This is a genomic window from Streptomyces sp. NPDC006314 (assembly GCF_040613075.1).
GTDB lineage: Bacteria > Actinomycetota > Actinomycetes > Streptomycetales > Streptomycetaceae > Streptomyces.
This window is the reverse complement of record NZ_JBEXRL010000032.1, coordinates 21,677-37,388: the sequence shown is the minus strand read 5'-3', so window position 1 is coordinate 37,388 and position 15,712 is coordinate 21,677. Positions and strand designations below refer to the sequence as shown.

The 15,712-nt window shown below is 71.0% G+C and carries 16 protein-coding genes; 15 read left to right on the top strand and 1 reads right to left on the bottom strand.

Annotated features, from left to right (window positions below; genetic code table 11):
• Positions 1-107 precede the first annotated feature (107 nt).
• From ABZ079_RS34855 to ABZ079_RS34810, 10 genes are all read left to right on the top strand, one after another.
• Complete coding sequence (locus ABZ079_RS34855) at positions 108-368, top strand: hypothetical protein (RefSeq protein ID WP_356943481.1); 261 nt, start codon at positions 108-110, stop codon at positions 366-368.
• The gene (locus tag ABZ079_RS34850) at positions 368-2,626 is read left to right on the top strand and encodes a heavy metal translocating P-type ATPase (RefSeq protein WP_356943462.1); all 2,259 of its coding nucleotides are present in this window, start codon (positions 368-370) and stop codon (positions 2,624-2,626) included. The genes ABZ079_RS34855 and ABZ079_RS34850 overlap by 1 nt, the downstream gene beginning before the upstream one ends.
• Complete coding sequence (locus tag ABZ079_RS34845; protein ID WP_356943461.1) at positions 2,623-3,144, top strand: copper chaperone PCu(A)C; 522 nt, start codon at positions 2,623-2,625, stop codon at positions 3,142-3,144. The genes ABZ079_RS34850 and ABZ079_RS34845 overlap by 4 nt, the downstream gene beginning before the upstream one ends.
• Positions 3,145-3,477: 333 nt before the next feature.
• A complete protein-coding gene (locus tag ABZ079_RS34840; RefSeq protein WP_356943460.1) occupies positions 3,478-4,140 on the top strand; it encodes a hypothetical protein in 663 nt (220 codons plus the stop codon).
• 246 nt (positions 4,141-4,386) lie between these two features.
• Positions 4,387-4,971: a sigma-70 family RNA polymerase sigma factor gene (locus ABZ079_RS34835; RefSeq protein ID WP_356943480.1), complete on the top strand. Its 585-nt coding sequence runs from the start codon at positions 4,387-4,389 to the stop codon at positions 4,969-4,971.
• Positions 4,972-5,100: 129 nt separating this feature from the next.
• Positions 5,101-5,730 carry a DJ-1/PfpI family protein gene (locus ABZ079_RS34830; protein ID WP_356943459.1) on the top strand — a complete coding sequence of 210 codons (630 nt, stop codon included), beginning with the start codon at positions 5,101-5,103 and terminating at the stop codon, positions 5,728-5,730.
• Complete coding sequence (locus ABZ079_RS34825) at positions 5,642-6,058, top strand: helix-turn-helix domain-containing protein (RefSeq protein WP_356943479.1); 417 nt, start codon at positions 5,642-5,644, stop codon at positions 6,056-6,058. Before ABZ079_RS34830 ends, ABZ079_RS34825 begins: the two co-directional genes overlap by 89 nt.
• Positions 6,059-6,133: 75 nt before the next feature.
• Complete coding sequence (locus ABZ079_RS34820) at positions 6,134-7,210, top strand: ABC transporter substrate-binding protein (protein ID WP_356943458.1); 1,077 nt, start codon at positions 6,134-6,136, stop codon at positions 7,208-7,210.
• A gap of 2 nt (positions 7,211-7,212) precedes the next feature.
• Positions 7,213-8,286 carry an iron ABC transporter permease gene (locus ABZ079_RS34815; protein ID WP_356943457.1) on the top strand — a complete coding sequence of 358 codons (1,074 nt, stop codon included), beginning with the start codon at positions 7,213-7,215 and terminating at the stop codon, positions 8,284-8,286.
• Positions 8,283-9,101: an ABC transporter ATP-binding protein gene (locus ABZ079_RS34810; protein WP_356943456.1), complete on the top strand. Its 819-nt coding sequence runs from the start codon at positions 8,283-8,285 to the stop codon at positions 9,099-9,101. Before ABZ079_RS34815 ends, ABZ079_RS34810 begins: the two co-directional genes overlap by 4 nt.
• 62 nt (positions 9,102-9,163) lie before the next feature.
• Here ABZ079_RS34810 and ABZ079_RS34805 read toward each other — a convergent pair whose 3' ends face one another.
• The gene (locus tag ABZ079_RS34805) at positions 9,164-9,379 is read right to left on the bottom strand and encodes a heavy-metal-associated domain-containing protein (protein WP_356943455.1); all 216 of its coding nucleotides are present in this window, start codon (positions 9,377-9,379) and stop codon (positions 9,164-9,166) included.
• Positions 9,380-9,642: 263 nt separating this feature from the next.
• On the opposite strand from ABZ079_RS34805, the gene ABZ079_RS34800 reads away from it, so the two are divergent.
• From ABZ079_RS34800 to ABZ079_RS34780, 5 genes are all read left to right on the top strand, one after another.
• Complete coding sequence (locus ABZ079_RS34800) at positions 9,643-9,915, top strand: hypothetical protein (RefSeq protein WP_356943454.1); 273 nt, start codon at positions 9,643-9,645, stop codon at positions 9,913-9,915.
• Between the two features lie 168 nt (positions 9,916-10,083).
• Complete coding sequence (locus ABZ079_RS34795) at positions 10,084-11,493, top strand: MFS transporter (protein ID WP_356943453.1); 1,410 nt, start codon at positions 10,084-10,086, stop codon at positions 11,491-11,493.
• Between the two features lie 16 nt (positions 11,494-11,509).
• Positions 11,510-13,336: an asparagine synthase (glutamine-hydrolyzing) gene (asnB, locus tag ABZ079_RS34790; RefSeq protein WP_356943452.1), complete on the top strand. Its 1,827-nt coding sequence runs from the start codon at positions 11,510-11,512 to the stop codon at positions 13,334-13,336.
• 10 nt (positions 13,337-13,346) lie between these two features.
• Positions 13,347-14,609: a cytochrome P450 gene (locus ABZ079_RS34785; protein ID WP_356943451.1), complete on the top strand. Its 1,263-nt coding sequence runs from the start codon at positions 13,347-13,349 to the stop codon at positions 14,607-14,609.
• A gap of 136 nt (positions 14,610-14,745) precedes the next feature.
• Positions 14,746-15,693 (top strand): isocyanide synthase family protein, encoded by a 948-nt coding sequence (locus ABZ079_RS34780; RefSeq protein ID WP_356943450.1) that lies wholly within the window; start codon positions 14,746-14,748, stop codon positions 15,691-15,693.
• The last annotated feature ends 19 nt before the right edge of the window (positions 15,694-15,712 follow it).

Genomic DNA, 15,712 nt, shown 5'->3' with positions numbered 1-15,712 from the left:
TGCGCCATATCTCTGCTCCGGAACTCGCCCACAGCTCCATACGACTCCTGAAGCGGTACGGCTCGATCCGGCCGACGCCGTACGGACGTGATCTGGAGACGCGGTTGATGCACGAGTCCCGGCAATCCTCCTCCGGCGCGGGTGCGGTGTCGCTGCGCAAGGTGGCACCCCCGCCTGCTCTCTGCGGGTTCCTCCTGCTGCTGGCGCTGATGTTCACGGTGTCGTACGCCGTCGGTGCCGCTGCTGGGCCCGTCGCACCCAGCATGCATGGCACCGGCACGAGCCGGAGCGGCAGCGGCAGCGGTGGCGATGACGGCGGGGGAGGAGACATGGACGACATGGGAGACATGCACGGGGGGAGCCGCTGATGGGCGCGGAACCCATGGTCGCCCTGATGACGACCGACCTGACCGTCGGCGGGATGACGTGTGCGGCCTGCGTGAAGCGGGTCGAGAAGAAACTCGGCAAGCTGGACGGGGTGACAGCCACGGTCAATCTGGCCACCAGCCGGGCCCGGGTGAGTCACCCGGCACAGATCAGTCCCGAGGAACTCGTCGCGGCCGTCGAGAAGGCCGGCTATTCCGCCGCCCTGCCCGAACCGCCCAAGAAACAGAAGCGTGACGACGGCGAGGAGGCCGAGCGTGCGAAACAGGAGCGTGACAGGCTCCTGATCACGGTCTTGCTCGCGCTGCCGGTGCTGGTGCTGTCGATGGTGCCGGGCCTGCAGTTCCGGAACTGGCAGTGGCTGTGCTTCGTGCTGGCCGCGCCGGTCGCCGTGTGGAGCGCTTGGCCGTTCCATACCCGAGCCCTACGGGGCCTGCGGCACTCGGCGGCGACCATGGACACCCTGGTGTCCCTGGGCGTAGTGGCCTCCTTCTCCTGGTCCACGTACGCGCTGTTCCTCGGAGGTGCCGGCCAGCCCGACATGCGGATGCCGTTCACTCTTGTGCCGTCGGCCTCGGACGGGGTGGCGCACCTCTACCTCGAAGCGGCTGTCGGCGTACCGCTGTTCGTGCTGGCGGGCCGGTTTCTGGAGGCGCGGGCCCGACGCGGGACCGGGGCGGCGCTGCGGTCGCTCGCCCGACTGGCCGTCAGGGAGGTTTCGGTACGGGAGGACGGCTCCGAACGGCTCGTTCCGGTCGAGCAGTTGGTGCAAGGGCAGGTCTTCGTCGTGCGGCCTGGTGAGCGGGTGGCCACGGATGGAGAGGTCGTGGAGGGCAGCTCCGCGGTGGACCTGTCCCTGGTGACCGGAGAGAGCGATCCGGTCGAGGTGCAGCCCGGTTCCGCCGTGGTCGGCGGGGCCGTCAACGCCGGTGGGCTGCTGCTCGTGCGGGCGACAGCCGTCGGGGCCGACACCCAGCTTGCCCGTATCACCCGGCTGGTGACCGAGGCGCAAGCGGGCAAGGCGCGGGCGCAGCGGCTGGCCGACTCGGTGGCCGGCGTTTTCGTGCCCGCCGTGCTGGCGCTGGCCGTCACCGCGCTCGGCTTCTGGCTCGGCGCCGGGGCGGATCCGCAGGCCGCTGTCACCGCGTGTGTGGCGGTGCTGGTCGTGGCCTGCCCCTGCGCGCTGGGTCTTGCCACGCCGACCGCTCTGATGGCCGCGACCGGGAGGGGCGCCCAGCTGGGTGTGCTCGTCAGCGGGCCACAGGCGCTGGAGGGCTTGCAGCACATCGACGTGGTGGTGCTGGACAAGACCGGCACGCTCACCTCGGGCCACATGACCGTCGCACGGGTCACGGCCGTACCCCACGGCCTTGGGAAGGAGGCGGTGCTGCGGCTGGCCGGAGCGGTCGAGCGTGGATCGGAGCACCCGCTGGGACGGGCCATCACCGCGTACTCCGAACGAGCCGTGCCGGATGAGCCGTTGCTCGAGGTGAGCGACTTCAGCGCCGTCCCCGGGCGGGGCGTGCGCGGCCGGGTCGACGGACGGCTGGTCGAAGTCCTCACGCCGGACGAGGCGTTGTCCGCAGTCCTCGCGGACGCGATGAGCGCGGCGGAAGCGGCCGCCCACACATCCGTCCTGGTCCGCGTGGACGGCGTGGCCGAGGCCCTGATCGAGATGGGGGACGTCGTACGGTCCGGCAGTTACCGTGCCGTGGACCGGCTGCGGCGCCTCGGCGTCCACCCGGCGCTCGCCACGGGGGACCGGGAGGCCCCCGCGCAGGCAGTGGCCTTGGCCTTGGGCATCGATGAGGTGCACGCCCGCTGCACGCCCGAGGGCAAGGCGGATCTCGTACGCAAGCTTCAGGAGCAGGGGTACCGGGTCGCGGTCATCGGCGACGGCGTGAACGACGCCGCCGCGCTCGCCAGCGCTGATCTCGGCATCGCCATGGGCAGCGGTACCGACGTGGCCATCGGAGCGGCCGACGTGACGCTGGTGCGCGGGGACATCGAGGCATTGGCGGATGCGGTCCGTCTCGCCCGGCGCACGCTGGGCACCATCCGCGCCAACCTCATGTGGGCGTTCGGCTACAACGTCGTCACCGTCCCGCTCGCCATGGTCGGCCTGCTCAACCCCATGCTCGCCGCAGCCGCCATGTCGGCCAGCTCGCTGCTGGTGGTCGGCAACAGCCTGCGGCTGCGCGCCTGGCAGCCCTCGCCCGCCCGGAGGCGTTCCACGCGATGACCAAGCAGAACATGTGGCGGCCGTCGCGCCGCCGACTGGCGGACGCCTTGCTCGCCGCGATCGCACCCGTGGCCGCGTGCATCCTTGCTTTGGGGGGCCTGAGCATATGGACCGCATACGGGAGCGCGGGTACCCCGGCGCAGATCACGGTCTCGTCCGGGCGGGTCTTCCTGCCCTACGGCGCCACCACGGAGACCGCGGCGTTCTTCGATGTCGCCAACCTCGGCGGCGCGGACGACAGGCTGGTCGAGGTGACGTCCAGTGCGACACGCGGCGAGATCACTCTCAGCCGGCATCACATGGCCGGCGGCGCAGCCGCCTACAGGACCGATATCGACTCGGCCGCTGTCCCCGCGGGCGGTGAGCTGTCCATGTCCCCGGTCGGCGTGGACGTGACCCTGCGGGCCGGGGCGGGGTGGCAGGCAGGCGACCTCGTGGCATTCACGCTGCACTTCGAGCACAGCGCGCCGGTCAGGACGATCGCCGTGGTGGTCCGCCCGAGCGACAGCGCCCGGTGAGCGCCGGCTGCTTGAGGGAACCTTCACCCTGGGGGACCACCACCTCTCGGCATGTTTCGACGGCACGTCAGGCCGCCTCCGTGTACCGGCGGGGGTGGTGCGCCGCGGCGCCCGTACCGGCACCCTCGTTCAGGAAGGCGTGCTGCTGTCTCATGGGGGCGTGCACGAGGTCCGTCCGCAGATCCGTTCTCCTCTAGAGAGTCGGGTCGGATTATCGGTCAGTTCCCGCCTTCTCCCGTGGTCCAGATCACACGGAGCGGGTTGAGTGCGGGTCCTGGTGGATTTCCGTACCTCCGCATGACGACCGAGGCCCGGATGCGAGGATTAGGCGCCATGACAGCAGGGTGGTGTGCTCGCACGATACGGGCCGCGGTGTTCGCGGCCTACTGCGTGCTGCTCGCCGCCCTGGGCCACGTCCTGATGTCCGGAAGCGACGTGCCCGCGTGGGCGCTGGCCGCCGGCGGGTCCGTGACCGGTGCCGTCGGCTGGTGTCTGGCGGGGCGTGAGCGCGGGCTGCCGCTGATCGTGACGGTCGTGGTGGCAGCCCAAGCCGTGCTGCACGAGGCGTTCGCCTACGCCCAGTCGGCATCCGGCGGTTCGGCCTCCGCGGACATGAGCGGCATGGACTCGATGGACATGGGCTCGATGCCGATGGGCTCCATGGACATGGGGCACATGGGCATGAGCCATATGGGCCACGTGGGCCACTCCGTGGGTGGCGGCTTGTCGTCGTTCGGCATGTTCGCCGCCCACCTGCTCGCCGCGGTGCTGTGCGGCCTGTGGCTGGCGTACGGCGAGAAGGCCGCCTTCCGGATCCTGCGGGCGGTGGCCGGCTGGCTGGCGGCGCCGATACGGCTGCTGCTCGCCCTGCCCGTCACCCCGGAGCGCCCGCGTCTTCACATCCGGCGGCGCCGCTCAGGTCCGGCACCGCGTCTCCTCCTTCTCGTCCACGCGATCACTTCCCGGGGCCCGCCTGTGGGAACGGCTGTCGTCTGAAGACAGCCGGCATCCCGAGGCCGCCCGTCGGCGCCTCGGGCCTCGGCCATGCGACCGCACGTGTGGCGGGCGTTGTAACGCCACAGCGTCGTAGGGCCGTCTTCCCACTTCACCGGACCGCACGCGGTGTCTTGCGTGCCGTGGTCCGGATCACGGTCGACCCGAGAAGGACACCAGGTGACTACCTCTGCCCTGCCCACTTCGCGTGCCAGAAGCGACAAGACGAGCGGCACGGCGACCGGCAACGTGAGCGACAGAACGGCGGCGCTCGACGACTCGATCACCGCATGGGCGCTGGCCGCCCGAGGCGGTGACGCGGACGCGGTCGAGCAGTTCGTGGGCGCGCTGCACCGGGACGTCCAGCGCTACGTCGCCCATCTGTGCGGCGATCCCCAGGCCGTGGACGATCTGGCGCAGGACACGTTCCTGCGGGCGCTCGGCAGCCTGCACCGGTTCGAGGGCCGGTCCTCGGCCCGGGCCTGGCTGTTGTCCATCGCCCGACGCGCGGTGATCGACAGCTACCGGTACGCCGCCGCCCGGCCGCGTTTGTCGGACGTACCGGACTGGCAGGTGGCCGTCGAACTGTCCCAGCCGTGCGACCTGCCCGGCTTCGACGACGGCGTTGCCCTGCTGGATCTGCTGGCCTCATTGCCTGATGACCGGCGGGAGGCGTTCATCCTCACGCAGCTGCTCGGCCTGCCCTACGCGGAGGCGGCCGAGGTCAGCGACTGCCCGATCGGCACGGTCCGCTCCCGCGTGGCCCGAGCCCGCGCGACCCTGATGGACCTGCTGGACGAGGCGGAAAGGCCCGCAGCCCTGGCGGCAGCCTGATGAACAGGGAGGGTGTCGGTGCCGCCGGAGAAGCCAGGCGCCGACACCCTCCTCCCTCACCACCGACGCGGAAGCGAGGCAGCGGGGCAAGGTGCGAGTTCGGCTCGGCGCGGGCAGCGGTACGCAGTCGTGATCCCGCTTGCCGACGGGGGCCAGAGCCTCACCGTCTCCGGCCCTGTGGACGTCCTCACCGGCGCGAGCACGGAGGACTTCCGGTATGACGTCGTGACGGCATCCCGCGATGGTGTCCCCGTCCGTACGTCCAGCGGGCTCACGGTCCTGCCGGATCGCGCCCTCGCGGACGTGACCGGCGTCGGCACGGTGATCCTGCCGGGAGCGGACGGTGTTCCCGTGATCGAGAAGGGGACCACCGAGGCGATCGGCGCCTTGGTGCGACGCGTTCGCCGGGTTGCCTCGGTGTGTACGGGGGCGTTCCTGCTCGCCCAGACAGGGCTCCGGGACGGCCGCGGGGCAGCCACACACTGGGCGTTCGCCGAGGAGCTGGGACGTCGGTATCCGGCCGTCGAGGCCGACGCCCTCGACACCGTGGTCCGGGACGGCCCGGTCACCACCGCCGGCGGAGGCGCCTCCGGCGTCGAACTCGCTCTCGCACTGGTGGAGGACCTGGGCCGAGCGACCGCCCAGCGCATCGCCCGACACCTCGTGACCCATACGAGCAGCCCAGACGGTCAGGCGCAGTTCGCCGAACTGCGGACCCGCGACGCACGGAGCCCGGCACTGCCGAGGTGCAGCGCCTGATCCTCGCCACTCCGACGCCGATCTCGCTCTGCGGTCACCGTCCCGGCACGCCGGTCTTTCCGAGCGGCACTTCTCCCGCTTGTTCCGCGCCCAAGTCGGTATGTCGCCCAGGGAGCACGTGGAGCGGGTCCGGGTGGCCGTGGCATCCCGTCTGCTGATCGAGACGGCGTGCAATCCGGACGCCAGAGCCCGCGAGGCCGGCTTCGGCATGCGGGCCACCATGAATCATGCCTTCCTCAGGGGTGCTGCACCAGATCTCGCCACTGCAGTGGAGGGAGAGGTTCTCCCGAGCCACATCGCCAACTGCCCGAAAACTCCCGGGAACTAGGGTGGTGTTCGCTCCGACTTCTGGACCGGGTGACGGAGGCTCGCCCGCGTACCGAGTGGATCCGGGAGTTGTTCGATGCGTACTCGTGTGTGGGGCGGTACGGCGGCCGTCGTGCTCGGCGGCCTGCTGGTGGCCGGCTGCGGCGGCGAGAAGGACACCGGGAGTGACAGCGCGGGGAAGGGCGCGAATTCCGTCTCGGGCGCCTACCCGGTGTCCGTCACCGACTGCATGGGTGCCGAGACCACTTTCTCCGCCACCCCGAAGAAGATCGTCACTAGCAACGCCTCCGGCCTGGAGCTGTTGCTGCGCCTCGGCGCCGGCGACAGGGTGATCGGCACCGGCTTCCCGCCCGGCAAGGGCACGCTGCCCGGCGCCCTGGATGCACGGGCCCAGAAGGTGGAGGTGCTCGGCCAGACCGTCATTCCCAAGGAGAAGCTGCTCGGCTCCGGCGCCGACCTGTACATCGACACCTTCGCCTCGATGGGGAGCATGGGCGGCGGAGGAATGGGAGACGCCCCTACGGCCGAGGAGTTCAAAGCGGCCGGGATCAAGCACATCTACCTGAAGTCCACCGCCTGCGCCGCCCAGAGCAAGACCCCGGTGACCGACCTGTCCGCGGTGGAGGCCGACATCACCTCCCTCGGCGCGGTCACCGGCACCAGCGCGCGGGCGAGGGAACTCGTCGCCGGGATGAAGGAGAAGGTGGCCGCCGTCCGGAAGGCGGTCGGTGGCACCCCGGAGAACAAGCGGCCGACGTACTTTTTCTTCGACTACGACGCCGGCACCAAGCAGCCCACTGTCACCTGCAACCGCCAGGTCGCCAACGCTGTGATCACCCTGGCCGGCGCCCGCAGCGCCTTCGCCGCCTGCGACGGCGACTACAAGCAGGTCGGCTGGGAGAACGTGATCGCCAAGAATCCGGACTGGATCCAGCTCGGGGTCCGCAACCGGGGCAGCGAGTCGGCGAACAAGAAGGCGTTCGACGAAGCCGAGCAGTGGCTGAAGTCCAACCCCGCCACCAAGGGCCTCAAAGCGGTCAAGGAAGGCCACCTCCTTCGCATCGGCTCGGAGCAGACCACCATCGCCGGTGTCGAGAACGCCGACACGGTGGAAGCCATCGCAAAGGCCCTCTACCCGGGCAAGGTCGGCTGACCGTGGCCCTCACGTTGGTACGCCGGAAGGCCGCGGCCTCGAAGGCGCGTGGCAGCCTGCCCGCCGGACCGCTGGCAGTGATCCTCGCAGCGGCGCTGCTGGCCGCGCTGACAGCGGCCGTGGCCTGGGGCTCGACGTCCATCCCGCCCGGCGAGGTGTGGGGCGTGGTGTGGCGGAGACTGTCCGGTGAGGCGCCGCGGCCCGGCACGGACGACCTGATCGTCTGGCAGCTGCGGGTGCCCCGCGCCCTGCTCGCCGCTCTCGTCGGCGCGGGACTCGGTCTCGTCGGTACGGCCGTGCAGGCGCTGGTGCGCAACCCGCTGGCCGACCCCTACCTGCTGGGCATCTCCAACGGCGCCTCACTCGGCGCGGTCGCCGCGATCGTGCTCGGCCTCGGCGCGGGCGGGACCCTGGGACTGGGCCTGTCCGGTGCCGCCTTCGTCGGCGCGCTGGCCACCTTCGCGCTGGTGTGGGCAGTGGCCCGGCGCGGTGGCGGCTTCGCGCCGCTGCGACTGGTGCTGGCCGGAGTGGCGATCGGCCAGTTCCTGTCCGGCTTCACCAGCTACCTGGTGTTGCAGGCCGGGGACGAGCAGCAGACCCACAGCGTGCTGTTCTGGCTCATGGGCAGCCTCAGCGGCGCAACCTGGCAGCTGCTCGCGGTACCCGCCGTCGCCGTACCCGTCGCCCTGCTGTGGCTGCAGGCGCGCGCCCGGGGCCTGAACGCCCTGCTGATGGGCGACGAGACGGCGGCCGGGCTCGGCATCGACGTCACCCGCCTGCGCCGCGAACTGTTCACCGTCACCAGCGTTCTCACCGGCGTCCTGGTCGCCGTCTCCGGCGCGATCGCCTTCGTCGCCCTGATGGTGCCGCACGCCTGCCGCCTGGTCGTGGGCGGCGACCACCGGCGCCTGATGCCGGTCTCGGCCCTGTTCGGTGCGGTGCTGCTGGTCGTGGTCGACATCGTCTGCCGTACCGCCATGGACACCCAGGAGCTGCCGGTGGGCGTCGTGACCTCGCTGCTCGGGGCTCCGGCCCTGCTGTATCTGCTGGACCGACGTTTGGGGAGCGGCAGTTGAGGATCCACATCGAGGACCTGCACGTCGCCTACGCCGGCCGTATGGTCGTCGCGGGCGCGCACCTGATCGCCGACGGGGGCGAGATCACCGGTCTGATCGGACCGAACGGCAGCGGCAAGTCCACGCTCCTGCGCACCGTCTACCGGCATCTGAAGCCCACCGCCGGCCGAGTACTGCTGGCCGGCACCGACCTGCGCGAGCTGAGCCCTGCCCAGTCGGCGCGGCACGTCGCCGCCCTCCCGCAGGAGCGCGGAAGTGACTTCGAGCTGACCGTGCGCGAGGTCGTCGCCATGGGCCGCACCCCCTACAAGCGGGCCTTCGCCGGTGAGGACGCGGTCGACCGGGACATCGTCGCCCGCGCCCTGACCGACGTCGGCATGGATGACCACGCAGAACGCCGGTTCACGGCCCTGTCCGGCGGCGAGCGCCAACGTGTCCTGCTGGCCCGCGCCTTCGCCCAGAACCCCGACGTCCTGGTCCTGGACGAGCCGACCAACCACCTCGACATCCGCCACCAGGTCGAACTGCTCGCCCTGCTGCGTGCCCAGCGCCGTACGACCCTGGTGTCGCTGCACGACCTCAACGCCGCCGCCTCCGTCTGCGACCGCCTCCACGTCCTGCACGCCGGCGCAGTCGTCGCCTCCGGCCCGCCGCGCGAGGTCCTCACCCCCACCCTGATGGCCAAGGTGTTCGGAGTGCGAGCGGCGGTCATCGACCATCCCCTCACCGGTGACCCGCTCATCGCCGTCGACCACCAGGCGCCGGCGGACGACCCCGAGACGGCCGTAGCGGTAGAAGCGCGCTCTGGAGCGTGAACGCGGTGGGGCAGGGCGGCGGTCGAGCTTCGCAGCCCTGCCCGTCCAGCCGCGTGACGGGATCAGGCGGCGATCGCGTCGCCGACGCCGTACCCGGCCTCGGTGATCGCGGCGCGCAGCCGTTCATCGTCGAGGTCTGTGCCGTGCACGGTGACGGCGTTCGCGGCGAGGTCGACCACGACCTCGCTCACCCCGGGCACCTCGGAGACCTCTTCCCTGATGCTCGCCGCGCAGTGCTCGCAGCTCATTCCGGTGACGTTGTACTGCTTCCGGTCCATGGCACGGCTCCTTGAGGCCGATGGGATTGTGGCGCGGCGTACGGACGCACGAACACGGAAGTTCAGGCCTACGCCGTCACCTCAGTAGTCGGATGAGCGGAGCCTGAAGTTCCGCCGCGAACCAGCCGATTCCGACGCTCCGCGGAAGGGAGGAAATCCTCCGCAGCAGGCACCAGGCACCCGGGCGTGTTGGGCACTGCAGGAGGCACTCCGATGACGGATCTCCGGCACGAGGTCCACGACGGGGCCCACACTGTACGGCCTTGGGATTCCGAGCCCAGGAGCGTCCGGCGCAGCTGAACGCGGATCACGGGGGAGCCTGGCCGCTACCGGCGGCCACCGTGGCCGTTCTCGACGGCGGACACGGCCGGCTGGGCTCCGTCCTCGACGGCGCGCTCCGCGCAGCTGTCGGCTGTGTGCCCGGTCTGGTCTCCAGCACGCTGCTGCCTCTGCTGGTGGAGTCGGTCATGCCGGGCAGGCCACTGTTCCGCCGCCGCGGTCGCACCGCACCACTTCCCAGACGCTCCGCTCACTGACGCGCACCCCGCCGCCCGGGGACGTCCTCCCCGACTGATGATGCGGTCAGATTGTGTCTGCCCGCCGCGATTTTTGAACCAGGTCCGGGAACTCACCCGCGATTCTTCCCGACGTGTGGGTCGAGGCTGCCATCCGGCAGCCCGCCCACAAAGGGGAGGGGCGGGACAGTGATACGACGCAGTGCAGGTTCGGAGCAACCCGGGCACATACCCGACGGCCAGGACCGCTGGCTGCTGGTGGCCCTGGCGGGCATGTTGTCGTTCCTTGCGATGCTCGACATGAACATCGTCAACGTGGCGCTCGCGGACATCGCCAAGGGCCTGCACGTCTCCGCCGCGACCGCCCAGTGGGCCGTGCTCGGTTACCAGCTCCCCGTTGTCGCCCTGCTGTTGCCCGTCGGACGCTGGCTGGACGGCGTGGGGATGCGCTCCGCCGTACTCGCCGCGATCGCCGGCTTCGCCCTGTGCGGCGCCCTGGCCGCCGCGGCTCCCTGGGCCGCCTGGCTGATCGCTGCCCGCCTAGCGCAGGGCACCTTCGGAGCGGTGCTGTTCGTGCTGATGCCGGTCCTCGCGATCCGCTCCGTTCGTCCCGAGCGGCGAGGGCGGGCGATGAGCGTGCCCGCGACCCTGGGCCCGCTGGGCGGGGTGTTCGGGCCGGCCGTGGGCGGGCTGCTGCTGGACCACTTCGGCTGGCACTCCGTCTTCCTCGTCAAGATCCCCGTCTGTCTGCTCGCCCTGCTGGTGGCCTGGCGTGCGATGCCGCCGGACGGCGGGCTGCGCCGACCGGATCGGCAGTCGGCAGGGGACGCTCTCCTGGTGGCGTGCGGTGTGGCGGTTCTGCTGCTGGCGCTGACCCTGGGGTCGGACCGTCCGGTGTGGCTGGTACTCGCGCTCGCCGCCATGCCGCCGCTGTGGTGGTGGCTGCGCGGTCCGGGCGGTCGCCCGGTGACCGGCGTGCTGCGCGTCTCCGGACTGCTGCGGGCACACGGGGCGGTGCTGGCCCTGGCGGCCGGCTTCGCCGCCATGCACTACGTCGTCGCCCTGCACCTCCAGCGCGACGACGGCATCAGCGCCACGGCCACCGGGCTCACCGTACTCGCCTTCCCACTCGGCATGGGACTGGCCGGACCGCTCGGCGGACGCCTGGCGGACGGCTATGGCGCCCGGCCGGTCGCGGCCACCGGGGCCATGCTCACCGCCGCCGGTCTGCTCCTCCTCCTACCGCTGGGCGGCGACTGGTCACCGCCGGACATGGCCTGGCGGCTGGCACTGGCGGGCATCGGCATGGGCCTGAACGGCGGCCCGGCCCAGGCCCTGGTCATGGGCGCCGCCCCGCCGGAGCGGACCGCGACCGCCGGCTCGACCGTCCAGCTCGCCCGCAGCCTCGGATTCACCCTGGGCCCCGCCCTGGCCACCGCCGCCTGGGGCCTGGCCGGCACCGACGTCGGTGTGCACGCCGGGCTCGCTGTGGCCGCCACCGCCGCGTGCCTCGCCGTACCGCTGCTCGCACTACCCGCCCGGCGCCCGGCTGCCGTACCCGAGAAGACCGCCGGCGCGGCGCCCGCCGCCCACCACTGACCGAGGAGTCATATCCATGTGCGGAATCACCGGCTGGGCGTCCTTCCACCACGACGCCCGCACCCAGACCCCGGTCATCGAGGCCATGACCGCCACCCTCACCCCCCGCGGCCCCGACGCCGGAGGCGTCTGGCTCGGCCAACGCGCCGCGATCGGCCACCGCCGCCTGGCCGTCATCGACCTCCAAGGCGGCGTGCAGCCGATGGCCGACCGGCCCGACCAGCCGGACGTCGTCCTCACCTACAGCGGCGAGGTCTACAACCACCAGGCACTCCGGGCCGAGCTGCGCGGCCTGGGTCATGTCTTCTGCACCCGCAGTGATACCGAGGTGGTGCTGCGGGCATACCAGGAGTGGGGCGAGGATGTCGCCGACCACCTGGAGGGCATGTTCGCCTTCGCCGTCTGGGACGAGCGAACCCAGCAACTCCTGCTGGTCCGTGACCGGCTCGGCGTCAAACCCCTGTTCTGGGCCTCGGTCGACGGCGGACTCGCCTTCGCCTCCGAGCCCAAGGCCCTGTTCGCCCACCCCGAGATACGGCCCCGGGTGGACGCCGACGGGCTGCGGGAGGCGTACAGCCTGCTGTTCAACACCGGACCGACGGTGTGGTCCGGGGTAAGGGAGATCGAGCCCGGCGGAGTGCTGGTCCTCGACCGGGACGGCATCCGAACGCGCCGCTACTGGCAACTGGAGGTCAGGGACCACACCGACGATCGGGAAACGACGGTGGAGCGGATCCGCGCCCTGGTCGGCGCGTCGGCCCGCAGCCAGCTGGAGGCCGACGTCCCCCTGTGCAGCCTGCTCTCCGGCGGGATCGACTCCACCATCCTGACCGCCCTGCTCGCGGACGAACTCCAGCGACGCGAGAGCCCGGACGCCCGGATCCGCTCGTACGCCGTCGACTACAGCGACCAGGCGGAACGGTTCACCGGCGACGTCCTGCGCACCGGCCACGACACCCCGTACGCCGCCGAAGCCGGCGCCTTCATCGGCACCGACCACAGCACGGTCGTCCTCGACCCGCGCGACCTGCTCGACCCCGAGCACCGCAAGGCCGTCGTCGTGGCCCGCGACTCGCCGATCGGCGTCGGCGACATGGACACCTCGCTGTTCCTGCTGTTCGGGAGGATCCGCGAGCACTCCACGGTCGCCCTGTCCGGCGAGGCGGCAGACGAAGTGTTCGGGGGGTACCCCTGGTTCCACAACCCCAAGGCACTGGCCGCGGAAACCTTCCCCTGGCTGCTGGTCACCGGCGGCGAGGCAGCCATGCCGCTCAACCCCGAACTCGACCTGCGCATAGGTGAGTTCCGCGACGACACGTACCGCAGCGCGCTGGCCGCTGTACCGCACTTCGCTGGCGAGAGCCCCGCCGAGCACCGGCAGCGCGAGATGCAGCACCTGTCCCTGACCCGATGGCTGCGCCAACTGCTCCACCGCAAGGACCGCCTGAGCATGGCCCAGGGCCTGGAGGTACGCGTCCCGTACTGCGACCACCGCCTCGTCGAGTACGCCTTCACCACACCGTGGGCGCTGAAGAGCTTCGACGGCCGCGAGAAGAGCCTGCTGCGCGCCATCGGCACGGGCCTCGCCCCGGACTCGGTTCTGTACCGCCCCAAGAACCACTACCCGGCCACCCACCACCCCGACTACAACCGCGGCCTGCAGGACATGACCCGAGACGCACTCGCCACCGAACAGGTCAGGGCCCTGGCCGACGAAACCCGCATCAAACCCTGCCTCGACACCCCACCTGACCAGCTGGAGTGGGGCCACCGTCTCCGCCTCGAACGCGTCGTCGACCTCGCCCTGTGGCTGGACCACTACCAGCCCGAACTCGCCCTTTGAGGAGCCTCCCATGACTCTCCAGGAACCGATACCCGCGACCGATCCGGACGCCCTCCCCGATCCGGTCCCGCTGATGGGCTGCCCCTACAAGGCCAACCCCTACCCCCTGTACGAGCAGATGCGCGAGGCCGGTCCCGTCCACCGAGTGCTCTTCCCAAGCGGCGTGCACGCCTGGCTCGTCACCGGCTACGACGCCGCCCAGGCGGCGCTGAACGACGAGCGCCTGGGCAAGAACCACGATCGCGGCAACGACCGCTGGCGCGCCCGCGCCTCGATCATGCCCGAGCCGCAGCACTCCCAGCTCCAGGTCCACCTCCTCCACCAGGACCCTCCCCGGCACACCCGCATGCGGCGCTTCGTCACCGACGCCTTCACCCCGCGCCGCATCGAGCAGCTCCGCCCCCGCTTCCAGGAACTGGCCGATGCGCTGATCGACGCGCTGCCGGAATCCGGTCCCGCGGACCTCGTCACCGGCTTCGCCGCCCACTTCCCCTTCCAGGTCCTGGCCGAAGTCATCGGCCTTCCGCAGGCACTGGTGGTTCGCTTCGACCGCGACTGGGGCAAGGTCGTCCAGCCGGTCGGCCCCACCGACCCCGGCCGGCCGCTGTATGAGGCGCGCCTGCACGGCCTGCAGAGTTACATAGCCGACGTCGTCGCCCACAAGCGCGAGCACTGGGACGACGACCTGCTCAGCCGCCTCGTCGTGGCCCGCGACCGCCGCGAACTGTCCCAGGAGGAACTGGACTCGATGATCTTCCAGCTTCTCGTCGCGGGCCAGGAACCGGTCACCAACCAGATCACCACCGCCCTGATCGCCCTCTTCCGCCACCCCGACCAGCTCGCCCGCCTGCGCGACGACCCCGGCCTGTTGCCCCGCGCGGTCGAGGAACTCTTCCGCTACGACAGCGCCTTCGAGCTCACCACCTGGCGCTTCTTCGACCAGGACAGCGACCTGCACGGCACCGATATCCCGGCCGGCGACTCCGTGATCGTCTCCCTGTGCGCCGCCAACCGCGACCCGCACCGCTTCCCCGACCCCGACACCCTCGACCTCGACCGCAGCCCCAACCCCCACCTCGCCTTCGGCCACGGCATCCACTTCTGTCCCGGCGCCGCCGTCGCCCGCGCCGAAATCCAGATCGCCCTCGGCACCCTGATCACCCGGCTGCCCGGCCTGCACCTCGCCATCAGAGACGAGGACATCGAGTGGATCCCGGCCGTCCTGGGTCGCGGCACCAACCACCTGCCCGTCGGCTACGACCGACGCCTCTGACACCGATCAGTGACTGACCCGGGCCGGGCACACCGCCCGCCCCGGCTCCCGCTGACCGACCTCACTCACCCAACGGCGCCCGGCTGCCCGCCACGGCGCCATGCCGCCATGTCCTCATACTCCTTGGAGATCTCCCATGCCGCTGACGACCACCTCGGACACGCGCCCCACGAGCATCAGCGCCGCGATCCTGAACATGCTGCTGCCGTATCACCGCACGACGGACCGAGCCCCCGCTCCAGCGGAGGCGTTCCCCCACCAGTTGCGCCGCATCACCGACTTCATACGCGACGGCGCCCCCGTCGTCTTCACGCTGCCCGGCTTCCCCTGCAAGTCGCCCAACCGGGCCAAGGTCCTCGGCCACCTGCCCGACCAAGGCGAACGCCTCTCCCTCACCTTCTTGAACACCCTCTGCACCGAGATCGAGCGAATCTACCCACCCGGCGCCCACGTGATCATCTGCTCCGACGGCCACGTCTTCGGCGATCTCATCCACGTCCCCGACGAGCACATCGACGCCTACGCCGACGAACTCCGAATACTCATGGTCCAACAGGGCCTGACCAGACTGTCCCTCTTCGACCTGCGCGACGTCCTCGGCCATCTCCCGCACGACATCAAGCGCGCCCAAGTCCACCAGCGCTACGCCCCCACCCTGGACGCACTGCGTGCCGAGATCCGCACCGACGACCACACCCTCGCTCTCTACCGGGGCATCACCCGTTTCCTCGTCGAGGACACCGCCGATTGGACCGGCACCCGCTCTGCCCTCCAACGCACATGCCGGCAACGTGCCTACGGCGTCATCCAGCGCAGCCGCGCCTGGGGAGCCGTGATCGCCGAGCACCACCCCCACGCCGTACGCCTCTCCATCCATCCCCAACCCATCGGCGCCGCGAAATTCGGCATCCGCCTTCTCAAGGCACCGGACGCCTGGACCACTCCCTGGCACGCCGTCGCCCTGCAGCGCACCGACGGCACCTGGACCCTCATGCCCAGGGCCAAGGCTGCCCAGGTGGGTCGACTGGTACAGCAGAGTGGCCGGGCCAGTCACTTCACCCAAACCGATCGAGGCTCGTCCTGAAGCGGTCCGGGGTATTGCC